The 19,542-nt window shown below is 31.8% G+C and carries 13 protein-coding genes and 5 pseudogenes; 16 read left to right on the top strand and 2 right to left on the bottom strand.

Going from position 1 to position 19,542, the window contains the following annotated elements; all coding sequences use genetic code 11:
* The first annotated feature begins 133 nt into the window (after positions 1 to 133).
* Complete coding sequence (locus JFU23_RS28275; protein WP_201033340.1) at positions 134 to 1,561, top strand: S-layer homology domain-containing protein; 1,428 nt, start codon at positions 134 to 136, stop codon at positions 1,559 to 1,561.
* Between the two features lie 149 nt (positions 1,562 to 1,710).
* Here the strand turns inward: JFU23_RS28275 and JFU23_RS28270 are convergent, their stop codons facing one another.
* Positions 1,711 to 2,265: a helix-turn-helix domain-containing protein gene (locus JFU23_RS28270; protein ID WP_201033339.1), complete on the bottom strand. Its 555-nt coding sequence runs from the start codon at positions 2,263 to 2,265 to the stop codon at positions 1,711 to 1,713.
* 197 nt (positions 2,266 to 2,462) lie between these two features.
* Between JFU23_RS28270 and JFU23_RS28265 the strand changes: the two are divergent.
* From JFU23_RS28265 to JFU23_RS28250, 4 genes and pseudogenes are all read left to right on the top strand, one after another.
* Positions 2,463 to 3,138: pseudogene (locus JFU23_RS28265) on the top strand (D-serine ammonia-lyase); the annotation flags it as partial.
* A gap of 54 nt (positions 3,139 to 3,192) precedes the next feature.
* Positions 3,193 to 3,699 (top strand): DUF3902 family protein, encoded by a 507-nt coding sequence (locus JFU23_RS28260; protein ID WP_201033338.1) that lies wholly within the window; start codon positions 3,193 to 3,195, stop codon positions 3,697 to 3,699.
* Between the two features lie 73 nt (positions 3,700 to 3,772).
* Positions 3,773 to 4,594 (top strand): peptidoglycan-N-acetylglucosamine deacetylase, encoded by an 822-nt coding sequence (locus tag JFU23_RS28255; RefSeq protein WP_078204015.1) that lies wholly within the window; start codon positions 3,773 to 3,775, stop codon positions 4,592 to 4,594.
* A 419-nt stretch (positions 4,595 to 5,013) separates the two neighbouring features.
* Entirely contained in the window at positions 5,014 to 6,744 is a 1,731-nt protein-coding gene (locus tag JFU23_RS28250) for a methyl-accepting chemotaxis protein (RefSeq protein WP_201033337.1), read from the top strand.
* Between the two features lie 6 nt (positions 6,745 to 6,750).
* Here JFU23_RS28250 and JFU23_RS28245 read toward each other — a convergent pair whose 3' ends face one another.
* Complete coding sequence (locus JFU23_RS28245; protein WP_201033553.1) at positions 6,751 to 6,942, bottom strand: hypothetical protein; 192 nt, start codon at positions 6,940 to 6,942, stop codon at positions 6,751 to 6,753.
* A gap of 747 nt (positions 6,943 to 7,689) precedes the next feature.
* Here JFU23_RS28245 and JFU23_RS28240 point away from each other — a divergent pair.
* The 11 genes and pseudogenes from JFU23_RS28240 (at position 7,690) to JFU23_RS28200 (ending at position 19,367) form a co-directional block, all read left to right on the top strand.
* Positions 7,690 to 8,532 carry an arylamine N-acetyltransferase family protein gene (locus JFU23_RS28240; RefSeq protein ID WP_201033336.1) on the top strand — a complete coding sequence of 281 codons (843 nt, stop codon included), beginning with the start codon at positions 7,690 to 7,692 and terminating at the stop codon, positions 8,530 to 8,532.
* A 293-nt stretch (positions 8,533 to 8,825) separates the two neighbouring features.
* Positions 8,826 to 8,948 (top strand): hypothetical protein, encoded by a 123-nt coding sequence (locus JFU23_RS30975; protein ID WP_274606755.1) that lies wholly within the window; start codon positions 8,826 to 8,828, stop codon positions 8,946 to 8,948.
* Between the two features lie 104 nt (positions 8,949 to 9,052).
* Complete coding sequence (locus JFU23_RS31115; protein WP_085313117.1) at positions 9,053 to 9,307, top strand: SunI/YnzG family protein; 255 nt, start codon at positions 9,053 to 9,055, stop codon at positions 9,305 to 9,307.
* 881 nt (positions 9,308 to 10,188) lie between these two features.
* Positions 10,189 to 10,953, top strand: coding sequence for an ADP-ribosyltransferase (locus JFU23_RS28235; protein WP_201033335.1), 765 nt, complete (start codon positions 10,189 to 10,191; stop codon positions 10,951 to 10,953).
* A 390-nt stretch (positions 10,954 to 11,343) separates the two neighbouring features.
* Positions 11,344 to 12,711 (top strand): family 8 glycosyl hydrolase, encoded by a 1,368-nt coding sequence (locus JFU23_RS28230; RefSeq protein WP_201033334.1) that lies wholly within the window; start codon positions 11,344 to 11,346, stop codon positions 12,709 to 12,711.
* A gap of 193 nt (positions 12,712 to 12,904) precedes the next feature.
* Positions 12,905 to 13,012: pseudogene (locus JFU23_RS28225) on the top strand (IS6 family transposase); the annotation flags it as partial.
* Between the two features lie 315 nt (positions 13,013 to 13,327).
* Positions 13,328 to 13,514 (top strand): annotated as a pseudogene (gene hfq, locus JFU23_RS28220) (RNA chaperone Hfq).
* Positions 13,515 to 14,099: 585 nt separating this feature from the next.
* Positions 14,100 to 14,384 (top strand): annotated as a pseudogene (locus JFU23_RS28215) (integrase); the annotation flags it as partial.
* A gap of 66 nt (positions 14,385 to 14,450) precedes the next feature.
* Positions 14,451 to 14,702 (top strand): annotated as a pseudogene (locus JFU23_RS28210) (helix-turn-helix domain-containing protein); the annotation flags it as partial.
* Positions 14,703 to 14,830: 128 nt separating this feature from the next.
* The gene (locus tag JFU23_RS28205; protein WP_063225932.1) at positions 14,831 to 15,736 is read left to right on the top strand and encodes an alpha/beta hydrolase; all 906 of its coding nucleotides are present in this window, start codon (positions 14,831 to 14,833) and stop codon (positions 15,734 to 15,736) included.
* A gap of 1,375 nt (positions 15,737 to 17,111) precedes the next feature.
* On the top strand, positions 17,112 to 19,367 hold the full coding sequence (locus JFU23_RS28200) for an N-acetylmuramoyl-L-alanine amidase family protein (protein ID WP_201033333.1): 2,256 nt from the start codon (positions 17,112 to 17,114) through the stop codon (positions 19,365 to 19,367).
* The last annotated feature ends 175 nt before the right edge of the window (positions 19,368 to 19,542 follow it).

Here is a 19,542-nt window from a genome sequence, read left to right as displayed (position 1 = left end):
AAAATATGGTTAATTATTCAATAAACATACCAACATTCATTGCAATTTCTTATTATTAATTCTTAATAAAGGAATAACGTAAATTAATTGCATGAAAATGGATAGAAATTAAGATTTAGAAGGAGAATATTTTATGAGATCCAAGTTAATTGCTACAGGAATTATTGCAGGTAGTCTACTATCCTACACATCTAATACATTTGCAGATACTCACAAATTTCCTGATATTCCAAAGTGGGCAGAGCAATCTGTAAACTATTTAGTGGATAAACAAGTCTTAATTGGTTATCTAGATGGAACTTTTGGTTCACATGATTCATTAGACAGAGCTTCCGCCACGAAAATCATGACAAAAGTATTAGGTATACAAATTGACTTCGATGCAAAACCATCCTTTACAGATACCCAAGACCATTGGGCTACCCCTTATATTGCTGCAGCTAAAAAAGCTGGCATTATTAAAGGAGAAGGGAATGGAATCTTCAATCCATCCGGAAAAGTTACTCGTGCTGCCATGGCTACTATGCTAGTAAATGCTTATAAATTACAGAGTACAGCACATGATAATGGCCAAAGTAAATTTGAGGATTTAAAAGGACATTGGGGTGAAAAATTCGCCAATATTTTAATTGACTTAAAAATCTCAGTTGGGACTGATAACGGTTGGCAACCAAATAGATACATAACACGAGCTGAAGCCACTCAACTTACTGCTAAAACTGATATGTTGCAACAAAATCAAAACAATGGTTTAGAAGACAAAGAAATCATTACTGCTACATCATATGAAGATTTAAACTTAACAGTGGCTTCTAATATTACTGCCCAAGAAATTGATAGTTTTATTGAACAATACCATTCAGATAGTCCATTAGTTGGACATGGGAAAGACTTTATCAACGCACAAAATAAATATGGTGTAAATGCTCTATATTTAGCCGCTCATGCAATTTTAGAATCTGGATATGGAAAATCAGAAATTGCATATCAAAAACATAATCTATTCGGATTACGTGCATATGATGGAGATCCGTTTAAATATGCAAAATATTTACCAACCTACAGCGACAGTATTGCTTATAATGCTAATTATGTGCGAGAAAGATATTTAGAAGAAGATGGTATGCATTATAACGGACCAACGTTAGCTGGTATGAACGTGAAATATGCATCAGATAAAGGATGGGCTAACAAAATTGCAGGTATTATGGGGCGTATTAAACCGTTCCGTGCAAAAGACTATACACATGCAAAAAAATTACCGAAGAACCCTGAAACATTAGATGTCGAAGCGTTATCTAATGAAATACCGTATAAAATGTATGAAGATGGTTCGAGCGCAAATATTGTATCATCAGCCGCTTACTATCATGTACCTTATCCATTTCATTTAAAAATTAAAAGTAAATCAGATGTAGCAGTCGATGAAAATAAAGTTGGTACAGTAACTCCTGGAACAAACATCTTTATTTATCGTGAAGATCCAAATGGATGGATAGAATTCTCTTTTGAAACTAATGGAGAAAAATACTGGGCATTAAAAAGTAATTTAAGTATGTAATTAGAAAGGTCTCTCTCACTACTCTTAATCGTTTAGATAATAATCTCATTTAATTATGAGACAAGTTTTTTACTTTTTTTAAATATAGTTATGTATACAAAAAAGTTAGAGAATTATTTCCTCTAACTTTTATGCGCTAGTATTTAAAATTAAAAAGATGGTGGGGTTACTCCAAATATAACAGTGACTTTGTGTAAAGAAGTGTTTTCCCATTTATGTTTTGCGTATGGTGGGATTTTAACACTATCACCTGGATTAAGAAGTAGAACCTCATCATTTAGATATAGTTTTACTTGTCCTTCCATAATAAATGCTATTTCTTCACCTTTATGTGCCACAGGCTCAATAGATGAAGCGGTTTGAGGTAGCAGATTCATTAAAGCCAATTCCAGTGATCCATCTAAATTAGGAGATAATAACTCATACGAAACATTACCGCTTTCAGGGAAAGTTATTTTTTTTCTTTGATCCGCTCTTACAACTAATTCTTCTGTATTGGTATCTTCCAAGAAAAAATTAAATAAAGGAATATTTAATGCTACAGAAATTAATTTTAGTGTTTGTAATGATGGATTCGTGATCCCTTTCTCAATCTGACTTAACATGGAAGGTGTTATATCAGATAATTCAGCTAAACGTTTACTAGTTAATCCGGCACCTTTTCTAAATGCCATAATTTTTTGACCAACATTAATATTGTTCATATACATAATCCCCTTTAAATGAGTGAAATTTATTAAATTAAAATTAATATTATTTACTTATACTTAACGAGTTGTTAATATATACTTAATTATAATAAATTATGATTAATTTTCAAACGTTTATGTCGCTGTAAGAATATTAAATACGACGAGAAATAATTGAAATAGGTCAATTATATTTTCAAGGGGGGTTATGAATAAGTGAAATTTCAATAGAAACAAAAGAGAAGTTGAAAAAGAGGTTTCCATTGATTCAAAAATTAATTGAAACCGAGGAAGTTATTTGGCTTAATCCAAATAAGACGAATTTTGAATCTTTCATTCAAAATAGTAATTTAACTAAAGCTGATGTTATAGATGCAGAAGATCGATTTAAACGATTTGCTCCATAATAATGCAAAAGTTTTTCCTGAAACACAAGAGGCGAATGGCATTATTGAATCGCCACTAGTAAATATTAATTCCATGAAACAATATCTGCAAGAAGAATATAAAGAGGAAATACCAGGACAATTATTACTAAAATGTAATAGTCATCTTCCCATTTCAGGATCTATTAAAGCAAGAGGCGGAGTATATGAGGTATTAAAACACGCCGAAGATTTAGCTTTGAAACATCATTTATTAACTAAACAAGATGATTATTCCGTATTAGATAGTGACAGGTTTAGAACATTCTTTTCAAATTATTCAATTGCAGTAGGTTCGACCGGAAATTTAGGGTTAAGCATTGGAATTATGAGTGTAAAGTTAGGATTCAATGTAACTGTCCATATGTTAGCTGATGCGAAAACGTGGAAAAAGAATCTACTTAGAAGTAAAGGGATTACTGTTATTGAATATACAACAGACTATAGTAAAGTGGTAGAAAAAGAAGAATACAAGTTAATAATGTATTCTTAAGTTTTTAAAGGATGTGAAATGAACATGAAACCAGTTTTAAAAAATATAATTATTTCCTTTGTTTTTTCAATAGTAGGGGTGTGTTGGTCGCTGTTTGTCTTATTTAAGTTAGATGCAGACTGGCTATTGTCTTGGATAGGTGTATTAATGGCATATCTATCGTTGTACACTGTGATAGGTCTATATAGCAGAAAAACGTACGACTCAAAATTCGCTAAAGTGCTTGTAAAAACAATAATTACATCCTTTAGTTTTGGAGTATTAGGAATATCATTCGGAATTGTACACCAGATATTAGGACCATTGAGTCTTACTTTAATGACATGGTATTGGTTGCTAATGCTATTTTTATATTTAACAACCATATTATCATTATTCATACTAGTAATTGAAAATAGTAATGACCAAAACTATACTTGGCTATATAGGTACCTTATACTTTTTACTCTACTTCTTACAGTAGGGCCAGTATTATGGCCAGTACTTTATACTATTATCGGAAATGGTATGAATGCAAGTGCAGGATGGTAGTAGCATTTAAATAGTATAAAAGTAGATAATCCAACATGAACTCAGTTAATAAATTAGAAAGAAGAATTATAGAATGAGAATTAAGCTTAAGAAAAAGCGAATTATAAGTGTATTATTTGCCATTATATTAGTATCAATAGGTTATTACATGTTTCAATCTATTACGAACCCTAAGCTGGTAAATGCGAAAGAGGTAAACAGTGTTCAACAAGTGAGCAGTCTACCTAAAAATGAATTAAAAAAATCGATACCTAGTCGTTTTGATGGTAAAGAAAGAAAAGTTGTATATTTAACTTTTGATGATGGACCAGGAAAATATACAGCTAACCTATTAGATGTATTAAAGAAAAATAATGTAAAAGCAACATTCTTTTTAATTGGTGATAATGTGAAAAGGTTCCCAGATTTAGTGAAACGAGAGCATGTAGAGAACCATTATGTTGGCATGCATAGCATGACACATGATTTTAAAAAGTTATACACCAATAAGGAATATGTTAAGGAAATGAAAGAGGATCAATCTTTAATTAGAAATGTTATTGGAAACGCACCGAAATTAACACGCCCACCATATGGATCAATGCCTGGCTTAAATGAATTACTTCGAAATGAAGTGGTCGTGAATAATTTAAAAGTTTGGGATTGGACAATTGATTCTTTAGATTGGAAATACAATAAATTACCCGTTGATGTAGCAGCCGCAAAAACTGTTCAAAATGTATTAGCAGGTGCGACGTCTTCAAAAGAAATTGTTTTAATGCATGATATTCATCCACAATCTGTCGCGGCAGTTCCAGCAATTATAAAAGGATTAAAAGAAAAAGGTTATGAATTTGAAGCTTATGATGAGAATAATCATTTTCCAATAAACTTCTGGCATGATAACCGAATATAAAAAAGAATATGTATTAATTATAGAATGGAATAAATGATATAGGGTTTAAATATATGTAAGAGCGTGTTTAGTTAATAAATGAAAACACGCTCTTTTAACTGGCTATTTTTTTATTAATTTAATTTAAGTATAGGCTTTTTTATTTAAATAATTTGAGGTTTATGTCACTGCACAGTGATAGGAGGGGAGATTAACTTACACCATGCAAATAGTAGTTAAATTCAGATTTAACTACTACATTATCACTACAGAAATTGATTAAACCTAAAACATGTATCAATTCTAAAATAAATAGTTACGTTATTTTAGAAAAGCTTTTACGGATTTTCCAATGGATATAAATAATTAAATGTCGCATTTTGTCGTTTATTTTTATATAATTATCATTTAATCAATATATAACAATGAGGGGGATTTAATTGTCGTTTTTAAAAAACAGTAAAATTGGCACAACATTAAACGTATTGGTAGTTATAGCAAGTGTCGCTTGTATAATATTATCTATACTAGGATTTTGGGGTCTTAAAAAAGGTGAGTATGCTTCTACTACTATGTATGAAGATAGTTTATTACCAATTCAGTGGATAGGAGCAATAGAGTCTAATTATTATCTTATCAATATGAATGTAAAGGAAACTATTCTATCAAAAGATGAAAAAAGAATAAAAGAGCTTTTGACAGAAATAGATGTAGCTCGTACAGAAACTGATCAATTATTAAAGAAGTTTGAGACTAGAGTTAGTTCTAATAAAGAAAAAGAATTGTATACAACATTTTATACAACATTTAAAGAATTAAGAACACAACTGAAGAAAGTACAAGATTTGGGACAATCTAATAATGAAGAAGCATATGCTTATTACCTAAAAGAGGTTGATCCTAATATGAAAAAGTCAATTCAGGCAATTCGTGAACTTATCCAATTTAATAATAATAATGCAGATCAATTACAAAAAAATAATACTGACAGTGCAACAAATACCATGATGCTGTTTATTAGTATCTCCATTATAGCAATTGCAATCGTTATTTTTATTGGCTATATCATTAAAAGTGCTATTAAACAACCAATTGTATTATTACAAAGAGATATGGAGCGGGTATCAGCAGGCGATTTAACGATACGTACTTCTTATAAATCAAATAATGAATTGGGAAGTATTGTACAGTCTTTTAATAGTATGTTGGATAACTTACAACAATTAATTGGAGAAGTGAAAATCACAACACAAGAGGTTATTTCTTCTACCGATGGTATGTTGCAAGATACAAAACGAGCATCTAATATATCAAGTGAGGTTGTTCAAACTATTTCCGAGGTAGATAAAAAAATAGAAGGACAAGTTACTAGTATTCAAGAAAGTTCATCATCAATGGAAGAAATTGCGACTGGAGTTCAAACAGTAGCTGAATCTTCAGCAACGGTTACAGAAGTGGCTGTCACAACAACAGAACAAGTCAATTTTGGTAGTGAAGTGATAAAACAATCTATACTTCAAATGATTAGTATTCATGAGGTTGTTGAAGAAACATCCAAAGTAATAGATAGGCTTGTTACACGTACGCAGGAAATTGATAAAGCTCTGTATGCTATCACTAATATTGCTGAACAAACAAACCTTCTTGCCTTAAATGCCTCAATTGAAGCTGCACGTGCTGGAGAAAATGGGAAAGGATTTGCAGTGGTGGCGGCAGAAGTGGGCGATTTAGCTGAGAAGTCTAAAAAATCCGCGAGTGAAATCAATAATTTAATACAATTAATTCAAAGAGATACAAAAGATACAGTTGATGCAATGCAAAAAGGCCAACAAAAAGCTTCGGAAGGAAAAGAAACTGCTAATAAAGCAGATCAAGTATTCTCGTCTATTATGGTGGCTATTAATAAAATCACTAGCCAAATTCAAGAAGTATCTGCAGCGACAGAAGAAATGTCTGCCGGTACAGAAGAAGTCAATGCCTCTATGTCGAGTGTTTCTGAAACTGCAACGCAAGTAGCTAAGGAAACAACTCAAACTGTACAGTCAATCCAATCACAAGCAGCATCAATTGAAGAGATATCGAATCAGTCTAAAAAAATAAAAGAAAAAGTAGAAGCTTTATCGAAATTAGTTTCAAAATTTATTGTTGAGAAGCAAGATAATAAGAAATAAAATATATCAAATAAAACAAAAAAGTACAGGTCCTTTATCAATTAAAGACCTGTACTTTTTTATATGTTTTGTGTTACCGCCTTTTGCACCTTCAAAATTTGCTTCAGTAAATTCTTTTGGGTCACCATTATCTCCACATGCTGCAGGTACTGTAAATGAGAAAGCTCTTACTATCATTAACGTACTTGTTATGTACAAATTTATTCCTCATTTTACCCCTGAAAAATAGGACATGGTCTGTATTTCATTTCCATTTAGATAGAAGGAAGACCGTTTTTCGTTTTGGAGAATTTTTTTAACTTAATAGCGATACGTTAGTACCTTCTTGTAGACAAGGGTTGTAATAACTAACAGAAAATTAAAAATGATCAGAAAATTTTATATCAATTTACTTTATATTCCATTTATGTGAAAATAATTGTGAATACATTTTTTAAAACTTTCCCCTAATAAAGTTTTGAAAGAGTTGTCTCAACATTCTCCATGTTGTAAGTATGCCAAGGAAAGAGAGCCTATATGGGTTCTCTTTTCTTATAAAATTAATTTTTCACCCTCATATTTAAGTAATATAAGACTCTATTAAGGATACCATTACTGTATTGAACAACAAGGGTAGATAAAACCAATAGTATTGTTTTCGCCTTTTTCATAAATGATTATTAAAGATACTATATAAAAAAAGGGATGAATAAGTATATTTTTCCAAAAAATAAAAAAGTAGCTAGCAAAAGTTAATTGCCCTGTGAATAAGAAGAACATCAATAGAAGATGAAAGTTTGCCCGAATTATGTCTAAGCTTACAATTTTCTTTTTTTGATATGGTGAGGTTTCTTATGTAAAAACAAGCCATAAAATAATTTGATTTTATTACACTTGATTATATATTTATTTAGTGTATCATTATGTGAGATGGTTAAATATTCCACAAATGGAAGGTGATATGTGATGTTGACTGATTTACAAAAAAATTTTTTCTCACGGCTACAGATAACTCCAAAAAAAGATGTAAGCTTTGAAAATTTACATGAAATTCTTCAGCAAATGGCATATGTAATACCTTATGAAAATTTAGACGTTATGAACAAAAATATCCGGAAAATTACTAGAAAGAATGTTCAAGAAAAATTACTATTAACTCAACGCGGAGGACTATGTTACGAGCTCAATACCGTATTATATTATTTTTTACTTGATTGTGGATTTGATGTCTATCGCATATCTGGTACGGTCTACGATTTAGGTGGTGATAAGTGGAAGCCTGACGATGGACATGTGATTATTATTTTAAATTATAATAATCAAAAATACATCATAGATGGGGGACTTGCCTCACATCTTCCATTACACCCAGTTCCATTTAGCGGTGAAGTGATCTCATCTCAAACGGGAAAATATCGTATTCGTAAACAGAATACTGAAAAAGGAACTTACCTACTAGAAATGAAAAAAGGAGAAAATGGGGAGAGTGCCCAATTCCTTAATTCTGAACCTACTAATACATGGTGCACTGGGTTTGCGTTTTCATTAGATGAAATAGATACAAACAAAGTAAATGCTATACAAAATATTATTGTAGAGCACCCCGAATCACCTTTTAACAAAGGATACATTGTCTGCAAATTAATTGAAGATGGACATATTTCACTTACTAAAAAAAGTTTTACAGAAACAAGAAAAGGCCAAAAAAGTAAACGAACTATAAATGAAGAAGAATATCAGCAGATTCTTAAAGAAGTATTTAATATTTCTCTAGATAAATACCTCGATAAAATTTTAGAAAGAGGCTAGCTTAAACTAACTCATATAAAATTTCTTTGTCGTTTAAAAATAGATTTGTTTAAATAAAATTACATTTTTATACCTTTATATAATTTCAATTGAGATAGTTAGTATACTTTATTTACAATATGTTTTAAGAGTGGAAAAGCATAATTTTTTATGCAGTATTAGAAAAAGCACTCGAAAGAGTGCTTTTTTCGTTCATAAAATTATAAATTAATATAGCTATAAAAGTAAATGATTTGTATTTTACTTTTAATAGAATAATTTCGAATAATATTGTATTTTAAGGAGTGTTAATCTTGAGAAGAACAACAGGATACATATTAGGACTTACCGGTGGAATTATGGGTATCTTATTTTCTATTTATGTTATGTATTTTTATGGAAATAAGGAATTTGTACATGTAATTTTGCATACATAAGCACAAATTTTTAAAATCCGTATATCATAATAGATAGTTTAATTTAAAATAATTTAGATAATTGGTTAATTATTTATCTAAAACTAATAAAGGATTGATATAAAATGTCAAGAATTAGCATAACAAAGTCCCAAGATAGTATAATGATTGCATGGCAATCAGCAGAGATTACCATCCCTTTAAAAGATATAATTACTATATCTACGAATGACGTTCCTCATAATAAGCTCGATCATGTTGTTTATATTGGAACTCCATCTTCCTCGAAGAATAGAATACTAATACATACTACAAACTTAAACTTCATTATATTTGTTGTTAATCCATCTATAATCTTAGAAGAAATTAATATTGAGTAATACAGTTCTAATAAGAAGTGTAGAACGGCATGAAAGTCTAAACTAAAATCTCATTAACAAACGTTGATAAATAAACATTATCAAAAATTCTGTAGGTACTCTCTTGTCTCAATTACAGGACATGAGAGTCTAAACCTTTTGAACTTGCGACAAGAAACCCTAAACTACTTAACCAATAATAATGTAATGTTCGTGAAATATACTGATTTCAATTGTATAAACTAGTATAAAATCGGATTTACTGATATGAGAAATAATAGCCCTCCTATAATTAGGAGGGCTATTATTTTTATGTTTAAATGTATTTCATTTTTATGAACTCTTACTAACATGCAACTATCAATGACATAAGTACATTAATAGTTTGTCCGGGCATCAAAATTAATAGCTACATTTCTTGGCCAAACCTCTTGTCAAGATTCTCCTATAAAAATAGTGGGAAATATAAAATCAGACGAATGTTGAACATGTTTTTTGGAGTCTATTATTTTTTATCTTTGTATTTCTTTTATCTGGGAATCATAAAAGGATATTACTATTACATTATAGTTTTTCATATACATAAAACTATTTCTCAATTAATTCCTAGAAAATATGTATAGTTACCCTAACTTCATATTAATATTTAATTAATTTGTATAAATATCAAGATAATTAACGAATAATGACTTTAATTCTCTTATGTATTCCTTCTCATTTATGTTGAGTTTCGTGAGTATCAGTTACTGTAATCTTCGAAAATTATTTATATAAAATATCCTATGTTATAAAAATATAAAAAACATATCAGGTCAGACTTCTTTTGAAAAATATTTAAAAGTATTACGAAACTAAAAAAAAAAGAGTACGTTTGTTATGTAAATAAATTTTAAGGAGTGGTAATGTTGAAACGTTCACTAGGTTTATTATCAACTGCTGTTGTAACAGCATCAATGTTATTCGGTGGAAGTGGTCACAGTGCATATGCTGATTCACTTTCAGAAGAAAAAGATATGTATCAAGTAGCGGCAAAAGAATCAACTGAATGTAAGAAACAAGGACAGTATAAAGTGTGTGAAACGCCAGAACAAGCAAAAAAATGGGGAGAAAAACAATACAATAAATGGAAACCAAACAAAAATGAACAGACTGTTTTAAATAGCTATACAAAATATGCTGGGAAATTTAATACACCACTTAGAGATAACAAAGGAGACATAACAAAGATTAAAAATCCAAACGACAAAAATAATATTCTAGCTTTAGACAGCGTATTAAGTAGGGGGGAGATACCTGAGGATGTAATTTTATTCAGAGGAGATGACCCTATTGCATTTATGGATGACCCTAATAAATTAATAAAAAATGGTAAAATCGATAAAGAAGAATTTAATAAATTGAAAGAAAAATATAAAGGGAAATCTAAAACGGAATATGGATATATAAGTACTTCTTTGCTATCTAATACTCCAATAGTTAGCACAAAAGTTTTCCAAATAGAATTTAAAACATTAGCTGGAACACACGGAGGATATATAGAAAAACATAGTTCTTATCCAGGACAATATGAGTTTTTACTACCTAGAAATACAACTTATATTATAAGTAAAATGGAATTAAGTAATGATGAAAAGCATATAAAGATTGAGGCATTAGTAAAAAGGTAATAACAAAATCACCTTCGTATTATTCAAAGCTTCCTTCTAATATAAGTTTTGAAACTTATATAAATAGACAGTAACGCGACTTTAATTGATGGAATGGTATGAATATATAAGTTGACGGATGTACAGCAGCACTACATATCTTACGTTAACATGTTATGAAATTTGATAGAGTTGTTATATTGAAAGTACATTTGGTCTATTAGTGGCTGCTGTGATAGCGGGAACACATGAGCGTATATAAACTTACGTGGTTATTATCCATGATAACTTGAATTTCTATTACAGGGACCATAACTTACATCATAAGTAAAATGGAATGGAAATATTAGTAGAGTAGTGTTCATAGGATCGTGTCTGTATTTAAAAATATTTTTTTAGGGAGCAGAAAAAATGAGCAGAAAAAAACAGATATTCACCGTTATATGTGCATTTGGGATAGGATTAGCAAGTTATACTAATTGTACTTCTGCAGAGGTTTTAGACAGTACTTCATTAAGAAACACTTCAACTATATCAAATTATTCCCAAGTATCAGCTGTTGCTAAAGAGATGAAACCCTTTCCACAGCAAGTAAACTACTCTGGTGTTATTAAACCAAATCATGTTTCGCAAGAAAGTTTGAATACCTCAGTTATAAATTATTATAACAATTGGAAAAAGAAGTATCTAAAGAATGATCTTTCTTCACTACCAGGTGGCTACTATGTCAAAGGAGAGATTACAGGGAATGCGGATGGTTTTAAACCGTTAGGAACTTCAGAAGGACAAGGTTATGGTATGATAATCACGGTCTTAATGGCAGGTTATGATTCAAACGCCCAAACTATTTATAATGGCTTATTTAAGACAGCGAGAGCTTTTAAAAGTTCCGAAAACCCAAATTTAATGGGTTGGGTTGTAGCCGATAGCAAAAAAGCGCAAGGGCATTTTGATTCTGCGACAGATGGGGATTTAGACATTGCTTACTCACTTCTTCTTGCTCATAAGCAATGGGGATCAAATGGCACAATCAACTATTTGAAAGAAGCTCAAAATATGATTACAAAAGGTATTAAGGCTAGTAATGTGACCAAAAATAATAGTTTGAATTTAGGTGATTGGGGTTCCAAAAGTACATTTGACACTAGACCTTCCGATTGGATGATGTCTCATTTAAGAGCGTTCTATGAATTTACAGGGGATAAAACTTGGCTTCATGTTGTTGACAATCTCTACAATACTTTTACACAGTTTACAAATAAATACTCTCCAACTACAGGATTGATTTCTGATTTTGTTGTGAAAAACCCACCACAACCTGCACCTAAAAACTTTTTAGATGAATCAAAACATACCGATGCATATTACTATAATGCGAGTCGTGTACCACTCCGAATTGTTATGGACTATGCAATGTATGGAGAAAAGAGAAGTAAGGTGATTTCTGAGAAGGTTACTACATGGATAAAAAATAAAACAAAAGGTAATCCATCTAAAATTGTAGACGGTTATAGCCTAGATGGAACAAATATTGGTGATTATCCAACAGCTGTATTCGTTTCACCATTTATTGCCGCTGGTACAACCAATAGTAACAATCAAGCTTGGGTGAATAGCGGTTGGGATTGGATGAAGAATAAGAAAGAAAGCTATTTCAGTGATAGTTATAATCTATTGACCATGTTATTCTTAACTGGGAATTGGTGGAAGCCGATTCCTGATGAAAAGAATATACAAAGCCAAATAAATTCAGAAGTTCAGTCTGAATTTAAGGAATAGCTTATAAAAAAACGTAGGACTACATACTCCTACGTTTTTTGTTCACACATTTTCTTGTTTATATGAGAGGGAGTACTCATCACTAACAACTTAGCATTTCTGATTCTGGTGCAAAAACTTTGAAGTATACGAAAATGGTCTATCAAACTTGGACATACTGATAGTACTACTCTATAAAAGGTACGTGATCAGTATGGAAAAGGAGAATATATTTAAGTGGAAACATTATCAACCGGACATCATCTTGTTAACTGTACGTTGGTACCTACGGTACAACTTAAGCTTTCGTGATTTGGTGGAGTACATATTGTATCTGTCCATGGTACCGGACTGAGCGTTCTTTACGAGGGAGGATAAGGAATGGACGGATTCGCCTATCTCAAACGCTTGAACCTATGCAAATAGGTTTGAAGGTCTTTCAAACCTGTTTGCCTGGCTAGCGCCGAGCGAGTCCCTTCCAAGCTTGGAAGGGGTTGGGGATGGTTGCTTTTCTTTTATAATAGATCCTTCAATGGAGCATCATGTTATTTTTAATTCCTAGTGGCCACAGTCGGAATTAAGCTGATACAATTATTATTATGAATTGATTGTTTATTTAAAGGAGATGGAGAAATAGATGTGGGACTTTCAAGAGGAAAGCTATGAGCGATTAAAAAAGAAAAAAGAATATTACTCTATTTTTAAAAAGCGGCGTCAGAATACCAGGACAAATTGTTGGGGTAGATCGTTTTACTGTACTTATGTTGGTTAATGGGAAACAACAATTAATTTATAAACAAGCTATATCTACAATTGCTATGTAAAAATAGTGTCTTCTTAATAATTAACAAAAGAGAACAGGAGTCAATTTTGACTCCTGTTCTCTTAAAATTTTGAAAGTATTGTCTCATAAAATATAGCGATCCCTATAAGGGGTCACCATATCATTTTAAGAAAATTGTACGCTAAGGAATTTATAAAGGTTGTCGAGACTTAATAAACGTTTATAAATGCTTTTTGATATGTTTATAAACGTGATAAACTTTGATTTTATAAGGATTAAAGTTATTTACCTGTTTGTAAAGGTATACCTTTACAAACAGGTAAATAACTTCAAATTAATAAAGTAATCTTCAGGACTATCTTTATGTTTTCGCAGTTACCAATAATAAGTATTATGTAGATTTTATCAACACCCAAGTTGGTTTCTGTCAATTGTTTTTCCCTTATGCTTAAGATAAGATTGTATTCGCCGATCTTATCTTTTTCATTTATTAAGGTTTACTTTAGTAAACGAAGACGTTTGTTTAAAATATTTAGGAACGATACGTATGAATTTAGAAGAGCTTGTATACTTTAAGCGATTTTAAATTTGATATACTAAAAGAAAAAATGAGGATGATAAGGTTATGCCAACAAAAGAGTTCCAAGACACAGTACAGCATTTTTCTTTTTTCTTATTAGATAAAGGAAGAAAACCTTCCACAATTAAACGATATGCTTATGATATTGAAGATTTTGGTCAGTGGTTGCAAAAGTCTAAAAAGCTTCCATTACGCAATATATGGACAACACTTAGTAAAGAGGATTATGAAGAGTATTTTAATGATTGGGGTAGCATCAGGAAAATGCGGATTTACAACGCTAAGCACATTTTCCTGACGATGCACCCGTTTTTTACAACGTTAAGAAAGTTTTAGTGGTTTTAACGAATCTAAAGAGACCATTTTCTCCGCATTAAAATGGTATTCACCTAGTAAATTACGTTAATGGCTGGTGTTAACCAATTAGAGCGAGATCTTATTCGTATGCGACAACGTGAAGGGATTGAGTTGGCTAAGAAAGAAGGGGAATTTAAGGCTCGGTTAAAGAAATATCATAAAAATCAAGCAGGAATCAATTATGCAGTAAAGCTATACAAAGAAGGAAATATGACTGTAAATTAAATTTGTGAAATTACAAATGTATCTAGAGCTTCATTATATAGAAAGCTATCTGAAGGGAACAAATAATCACTCCTTATTCCATTAAAGAGGCAGATTAATAGAACAAGAATAAATTATTTCTTCTATCGAAATATAATCCCAAAACAAAATAATCTGTTAAGTAATTCTCATTTTACAAAAAGAGGTGTGAAGAAATGTCATTAACATCAGTTTTATTAAATGTGTTATTTAAAAAGGGGGATGCTAAAAGAGATAAAGGGTTAACTACCCCAGAAAATATTGAAAGGTTTGACAACCTTGATTACTACGGGGATAAAAGTGAAGACCATTTGCTTGACGTGTATTATCCAAAGGATACGGAAAAACCTTTGCCAGTAATTATATCGATTCATGGTGGTGGCTGGGTGTACGGGGACAAGGAAGCTTATCAATTTTACTGCATGAATTTAGCCCAGTACGGGTTTACGGTAGTAAACTTCAACTACCGTCTTGCACCAAAGTATAAATTTCCAGCGGCTCTGGAAGATGTAAATTCAGTTTTTCATTGGGTGAAGAATAATTCAACAAAGTTTCATATGGACTTAAATAATTTGTTCATTGTAGGTGATTCAGCGGGAGCACAGATTGCAAGTCAGTATGCAGCAATTATAACTAATTTAAAGTATGCAAAACTGTTTGACTTCAAAATGCCTGATATAAGAATAAAAGCAATGGGATTAAACCACGGAATGTATGATCCTCTCGATAAAATAAAAAACAAAGAAACGAAAAAATGGTACAGGAATCTTTTAAATGCTTTGATGAAGGACTACCTTGGAAAAGAAATTCATAAATATGAAAAGGAAATGGATTTTCAGTCAAACATTACTTCATCTTTTCCTCCGTCTTTTGTGACTTGCAGTGTTAATGATGGATTGGTTGGGATTCAACCTGTTTTCCTTAGTAAATTAGAATCTGAAGGACTTCATTATATTTACAAGGAATATGGTCATAATGACAAAGCGAGCGGTCATGTATTCCACCTGGACTTAAGAAAAGACGAAGCAACAATACTCAACAACGAACAAATAGAATTTTTCCACCAATACATGGGCAAATGAGTGGATATCCAGTAAAAAAGTAATTAAAACAAGCTGAAAATGGGGTCCCGCCAACTAAATAACATAAAACCCACGTTAAGACATTTTTGGGAAGCGAAAACCTTAATTTTTGTACGCTAAGGGTTGTAACTAAAATGAACGCTTTTGTTATAACATTGGTTTCATGAAGCGTTAGCCTTTATTTAGCCAATTTAGCTGTAACAAAGTACTCTATCAAAAATAATTCGTAACATTATTTATCATAATCCTTTTTGTTACGTTAGAACGCCTTTTATATCAATCTTTCTTTTCCTTAGCGTGGGTTTTATGTTAGTATGCTGGCAGTACCCAAAGAAGAGCGAATCCATTTGGGTTCTCTTTCCTTTTAAATTTTCTAAATCTCGATGTATTATATTTTTGTATTTTCTCACTTTCCTAAGCCGAGAAAACATCATCACTTCTGAAAGAACCCAAACTCCAGTGGGTTCTTTTATTTACCTGAACACATTTTTGAGGAATTTTATTATATTTTGGGTCTTACTTATATAAATCATTATCAAGAGCACCTGCACACCTGCAGGTGCTCTTTTCTTTGTAACAAATATAAATAAAAATTAACATTAATATAATAGGATTTTAAAATGCTTGTAATCTTTCCTCCCTATTATTTGAGTAGGGGGGTGAAAAGTATGTTCAATTGGACAACACCAGGTGAAGTAATAGTTGGCATATTGCTTTTAGGGGTAATCTCAATTGCAACCAGATACACAATTAATCAGATACAATAAAGTACCTATAAAAGTAGGTGCTTTTTTCTTTGTTATATAGAAATTACACATTAATTCATATTTGAGCCACTTTAAAAAGAAAAGATGTTGGAGACTAATCGAGACGGATGGATATCCTTATGATTAATAGTTACGTATAGCTATATGTACATTCCAAACATATATATTATTTTTAAATATAGATAGATATCTTACAGTAAGAATCCTTTATTTTTACTCAAGATTAAATGGGTATAGTTCTTTAAATCTATAAAAATTTAGTTTAGACTTTCTTGTCCCAACCAATATCTAAAAGTGAAAGTTTAGACTTTCTTGTCTAAATGGTTTGGAGTTTCATGTACTTGTACAACCGCATTTTGTTGATAAGACCCCAATTAGTTTCACTCAAACTACCCCCATAAAAGCAACATAATATACATAAAATAAAAAAAGATTTATGAAAGACTTTTGTAACATTTGTGAAAGAGAAATGAAAGATTTTTAAACTAAGATGAACTTACTGATATTGATGTTATATCAGTCGTTAATAAAAAGTACAAGTAGAGAGTGAGGAACAGCATTGTGTCAAAGCAATCTGAACTAAATTCTACTAAGAGAGGAAAACAAAAATGAAAAAAAACTTTAAAACAATTAGAATTGGTAAGAAATTAATTCCTGCCACAGCGGCATTAGGCATTCTCTTTTCTTTAGCCCCTGTTGCAGAGAACAAAGCTAGCGCAGGTTTAGCCACGGTGTTGGATGTGACTATTACTTCATTAGGTATTGTAGCTGATATTTATGAAAAGCTTGGGATATCTGTAGGGGAGCCTGACTTATCTAATTACACTGGCCCCTATGCAGAGAATGTGTCTTACAGAGCTCCTAACTTTAAATCTGGGGAATTTAATATTTCTATGCATCATACGAAAGGAGATTCCAATTTCACTAGAACGATTAAAGTACTATATCCAGATGGAAAAAGTGAGATGAAAGACTTAAAATCGGGGCAACAGCTTAAGATTACAGAACCCGGTACAATTGTAGATTTGAAACCCTTTGCAGAATCTGTATCAGAGCACGATCTTCTTTACATTACAAAAGCGCAATTGGATGAAGGAAAAACCGGGGTTGCGCTTAATCAAGGTATCACCATATACGTAGAAAAAACATCCGGTGAAAATAAAGTACTTGTTGACGAATTTTATAAGAAGAAATTTGGAGCAGATTCTCTTGACGGTTTTAAAGGATTAGGGGTGGACCGCTTTTCTTACTTAACAGATGAACAAAAGAAGGTAGCAACATTGACTTCACATCCAGTAGGTAGAGAAGTTCTTTCTAATTATGTTACGAATAACCCTACAGCTCAAGCAGATTTTAATAATCGGTCAAGTAATGTATTCGCAGAGATCACCAATACCCTAGAGACACCTATTAAAGCAGCATTTGGCTCACTAAATCACGGTGAATCCTATCAAATTATCCCCTATAAAAAAGGAAGCAATAAAGTATTGGTAAAAGCAGGTTCAAAATATCTTTCAGGGAAAGAAGGAAATGTTCTTCAATATTCCGATTCGATTGGTGACGATGAATTGTTTGAACTTGTCTCAGCCCCCGCTTTTCTTAATAAATGGCAGTTTGATTTGGTAAACAAGAATGGAGTACGTCTGACTAGTAATCCATACATTCAAGGCTTCCTGAAGGAAAACGATGGTGCTAATTCTTTCAGATCTGGAATTAGTTTCACTGCAAAAACCAATGATGAAGTTCACAACTGGTTAATAGACTGGTACCCTGGTAAAGAACATGATAGACAGAAGTATGATGGAAGAGTAGAGTTCAAAGCTAATGATAAAAGTGATGGCTCTATATGGACTGCATACGATTCTTCTGGAAAATTAATAACGAATAGTTGGATAGAACGAGATGGATCATATCATTATGCAGATGCTTCAGGAGTTCTTTTGAAGGGGTGGCAGGAAATTAAGGGTAATACGTATTATTTTGCTCCGCATTCTAACTCCCTGGTAGTGTCGTCAAACTCATCTGATGCACAGATTGAGGGTAAGGTCTATCATTTCAAGGATTCTGGTGTTCTGCAGCGATCAGCCTGGAAAGATGAGCAATATTCTGATGCTTCTGGAGCGTTTGTTAAAGAAGGTCTGAAAGAAATAGAAGGTAAAATTTACTATTTTAAAGATTTCGCAGTTACAAAGAATGAAATGCGTCTAGAAGACCAACATGTCATTCTTCACTTTTCCAACAAAGGCGTGCTTGAGAGGGCTTCAGATCTGAATGGGAAAGCATTAGCTAGTACTACTACTGTTACTCTTAACGGGAAACACGTAGTCTTTGAGAAAGACGGTTCTGTTAGAAAGCCAGGACTCACTGGAAAGAGACCTTTCCCCCAATCAGATGGAACTGAAAAGGTCACAATGCACTATTATAGCTTAGAGGATGGAGCTTCCTATTCGGGTTGGAAGATAATTGATGGAAAGAATTATTATTTTAAAGATGGTAAGCACTACACTTTTGATGGTTATGAAAATATTGACGGAAAAAAATATTATTTTAATAATGACGGACAAGCTATGTTGACAGGGTTTAAAAAAGAAAATGGCAAAATATACCACTTCGATGGTAAAGGCGTAATGCAAAAAGGGTGGCAAGAAATCGATGGTAAATGGTATTACTTCGATGATTCTGGAGCAGCTAAGATAGGATGGTTCTCTGTTGGTGGTGGATACCATTTCCCTTATTACGGGTACTTTACTTATTATGCCAAAGAAGATGGTTCAATTTATCAAAACACCACTGTTGAACTTGATAATGGGAAAGGTGTTTGGAAGACTTATAAATTTGACAGTCATGGACACAAAGGTTATTAATAATCCAAAAAGAGTCTGTTTTTTATAAATATGACTCTCTAAATGAGATCCCTCAACCTAACTGGATCATATAACTCTGAAAAACTAAAAACAAGGCTTCCAATCAGTGAATGAGAAAATGGGTTAAAGAGTGGGCGTTGATATTCTTTTAAGAATTTAATCATGTGAAGAAGTA

Source organism: Bacillus sp. TH50 (assembly GCF_016650565.1).
Taxonomy (GTDB): domain Bacteria; phylum Bacillota; class Bacilli; order Bacillales; family Bacillaceae_G; genus Bacillus_A; species Bacillus_A mycoides.
Note: the sequence above shows the minus strand (reverse complement) of the source record. Positions and strands in the feature narration are given on the sequence as shown.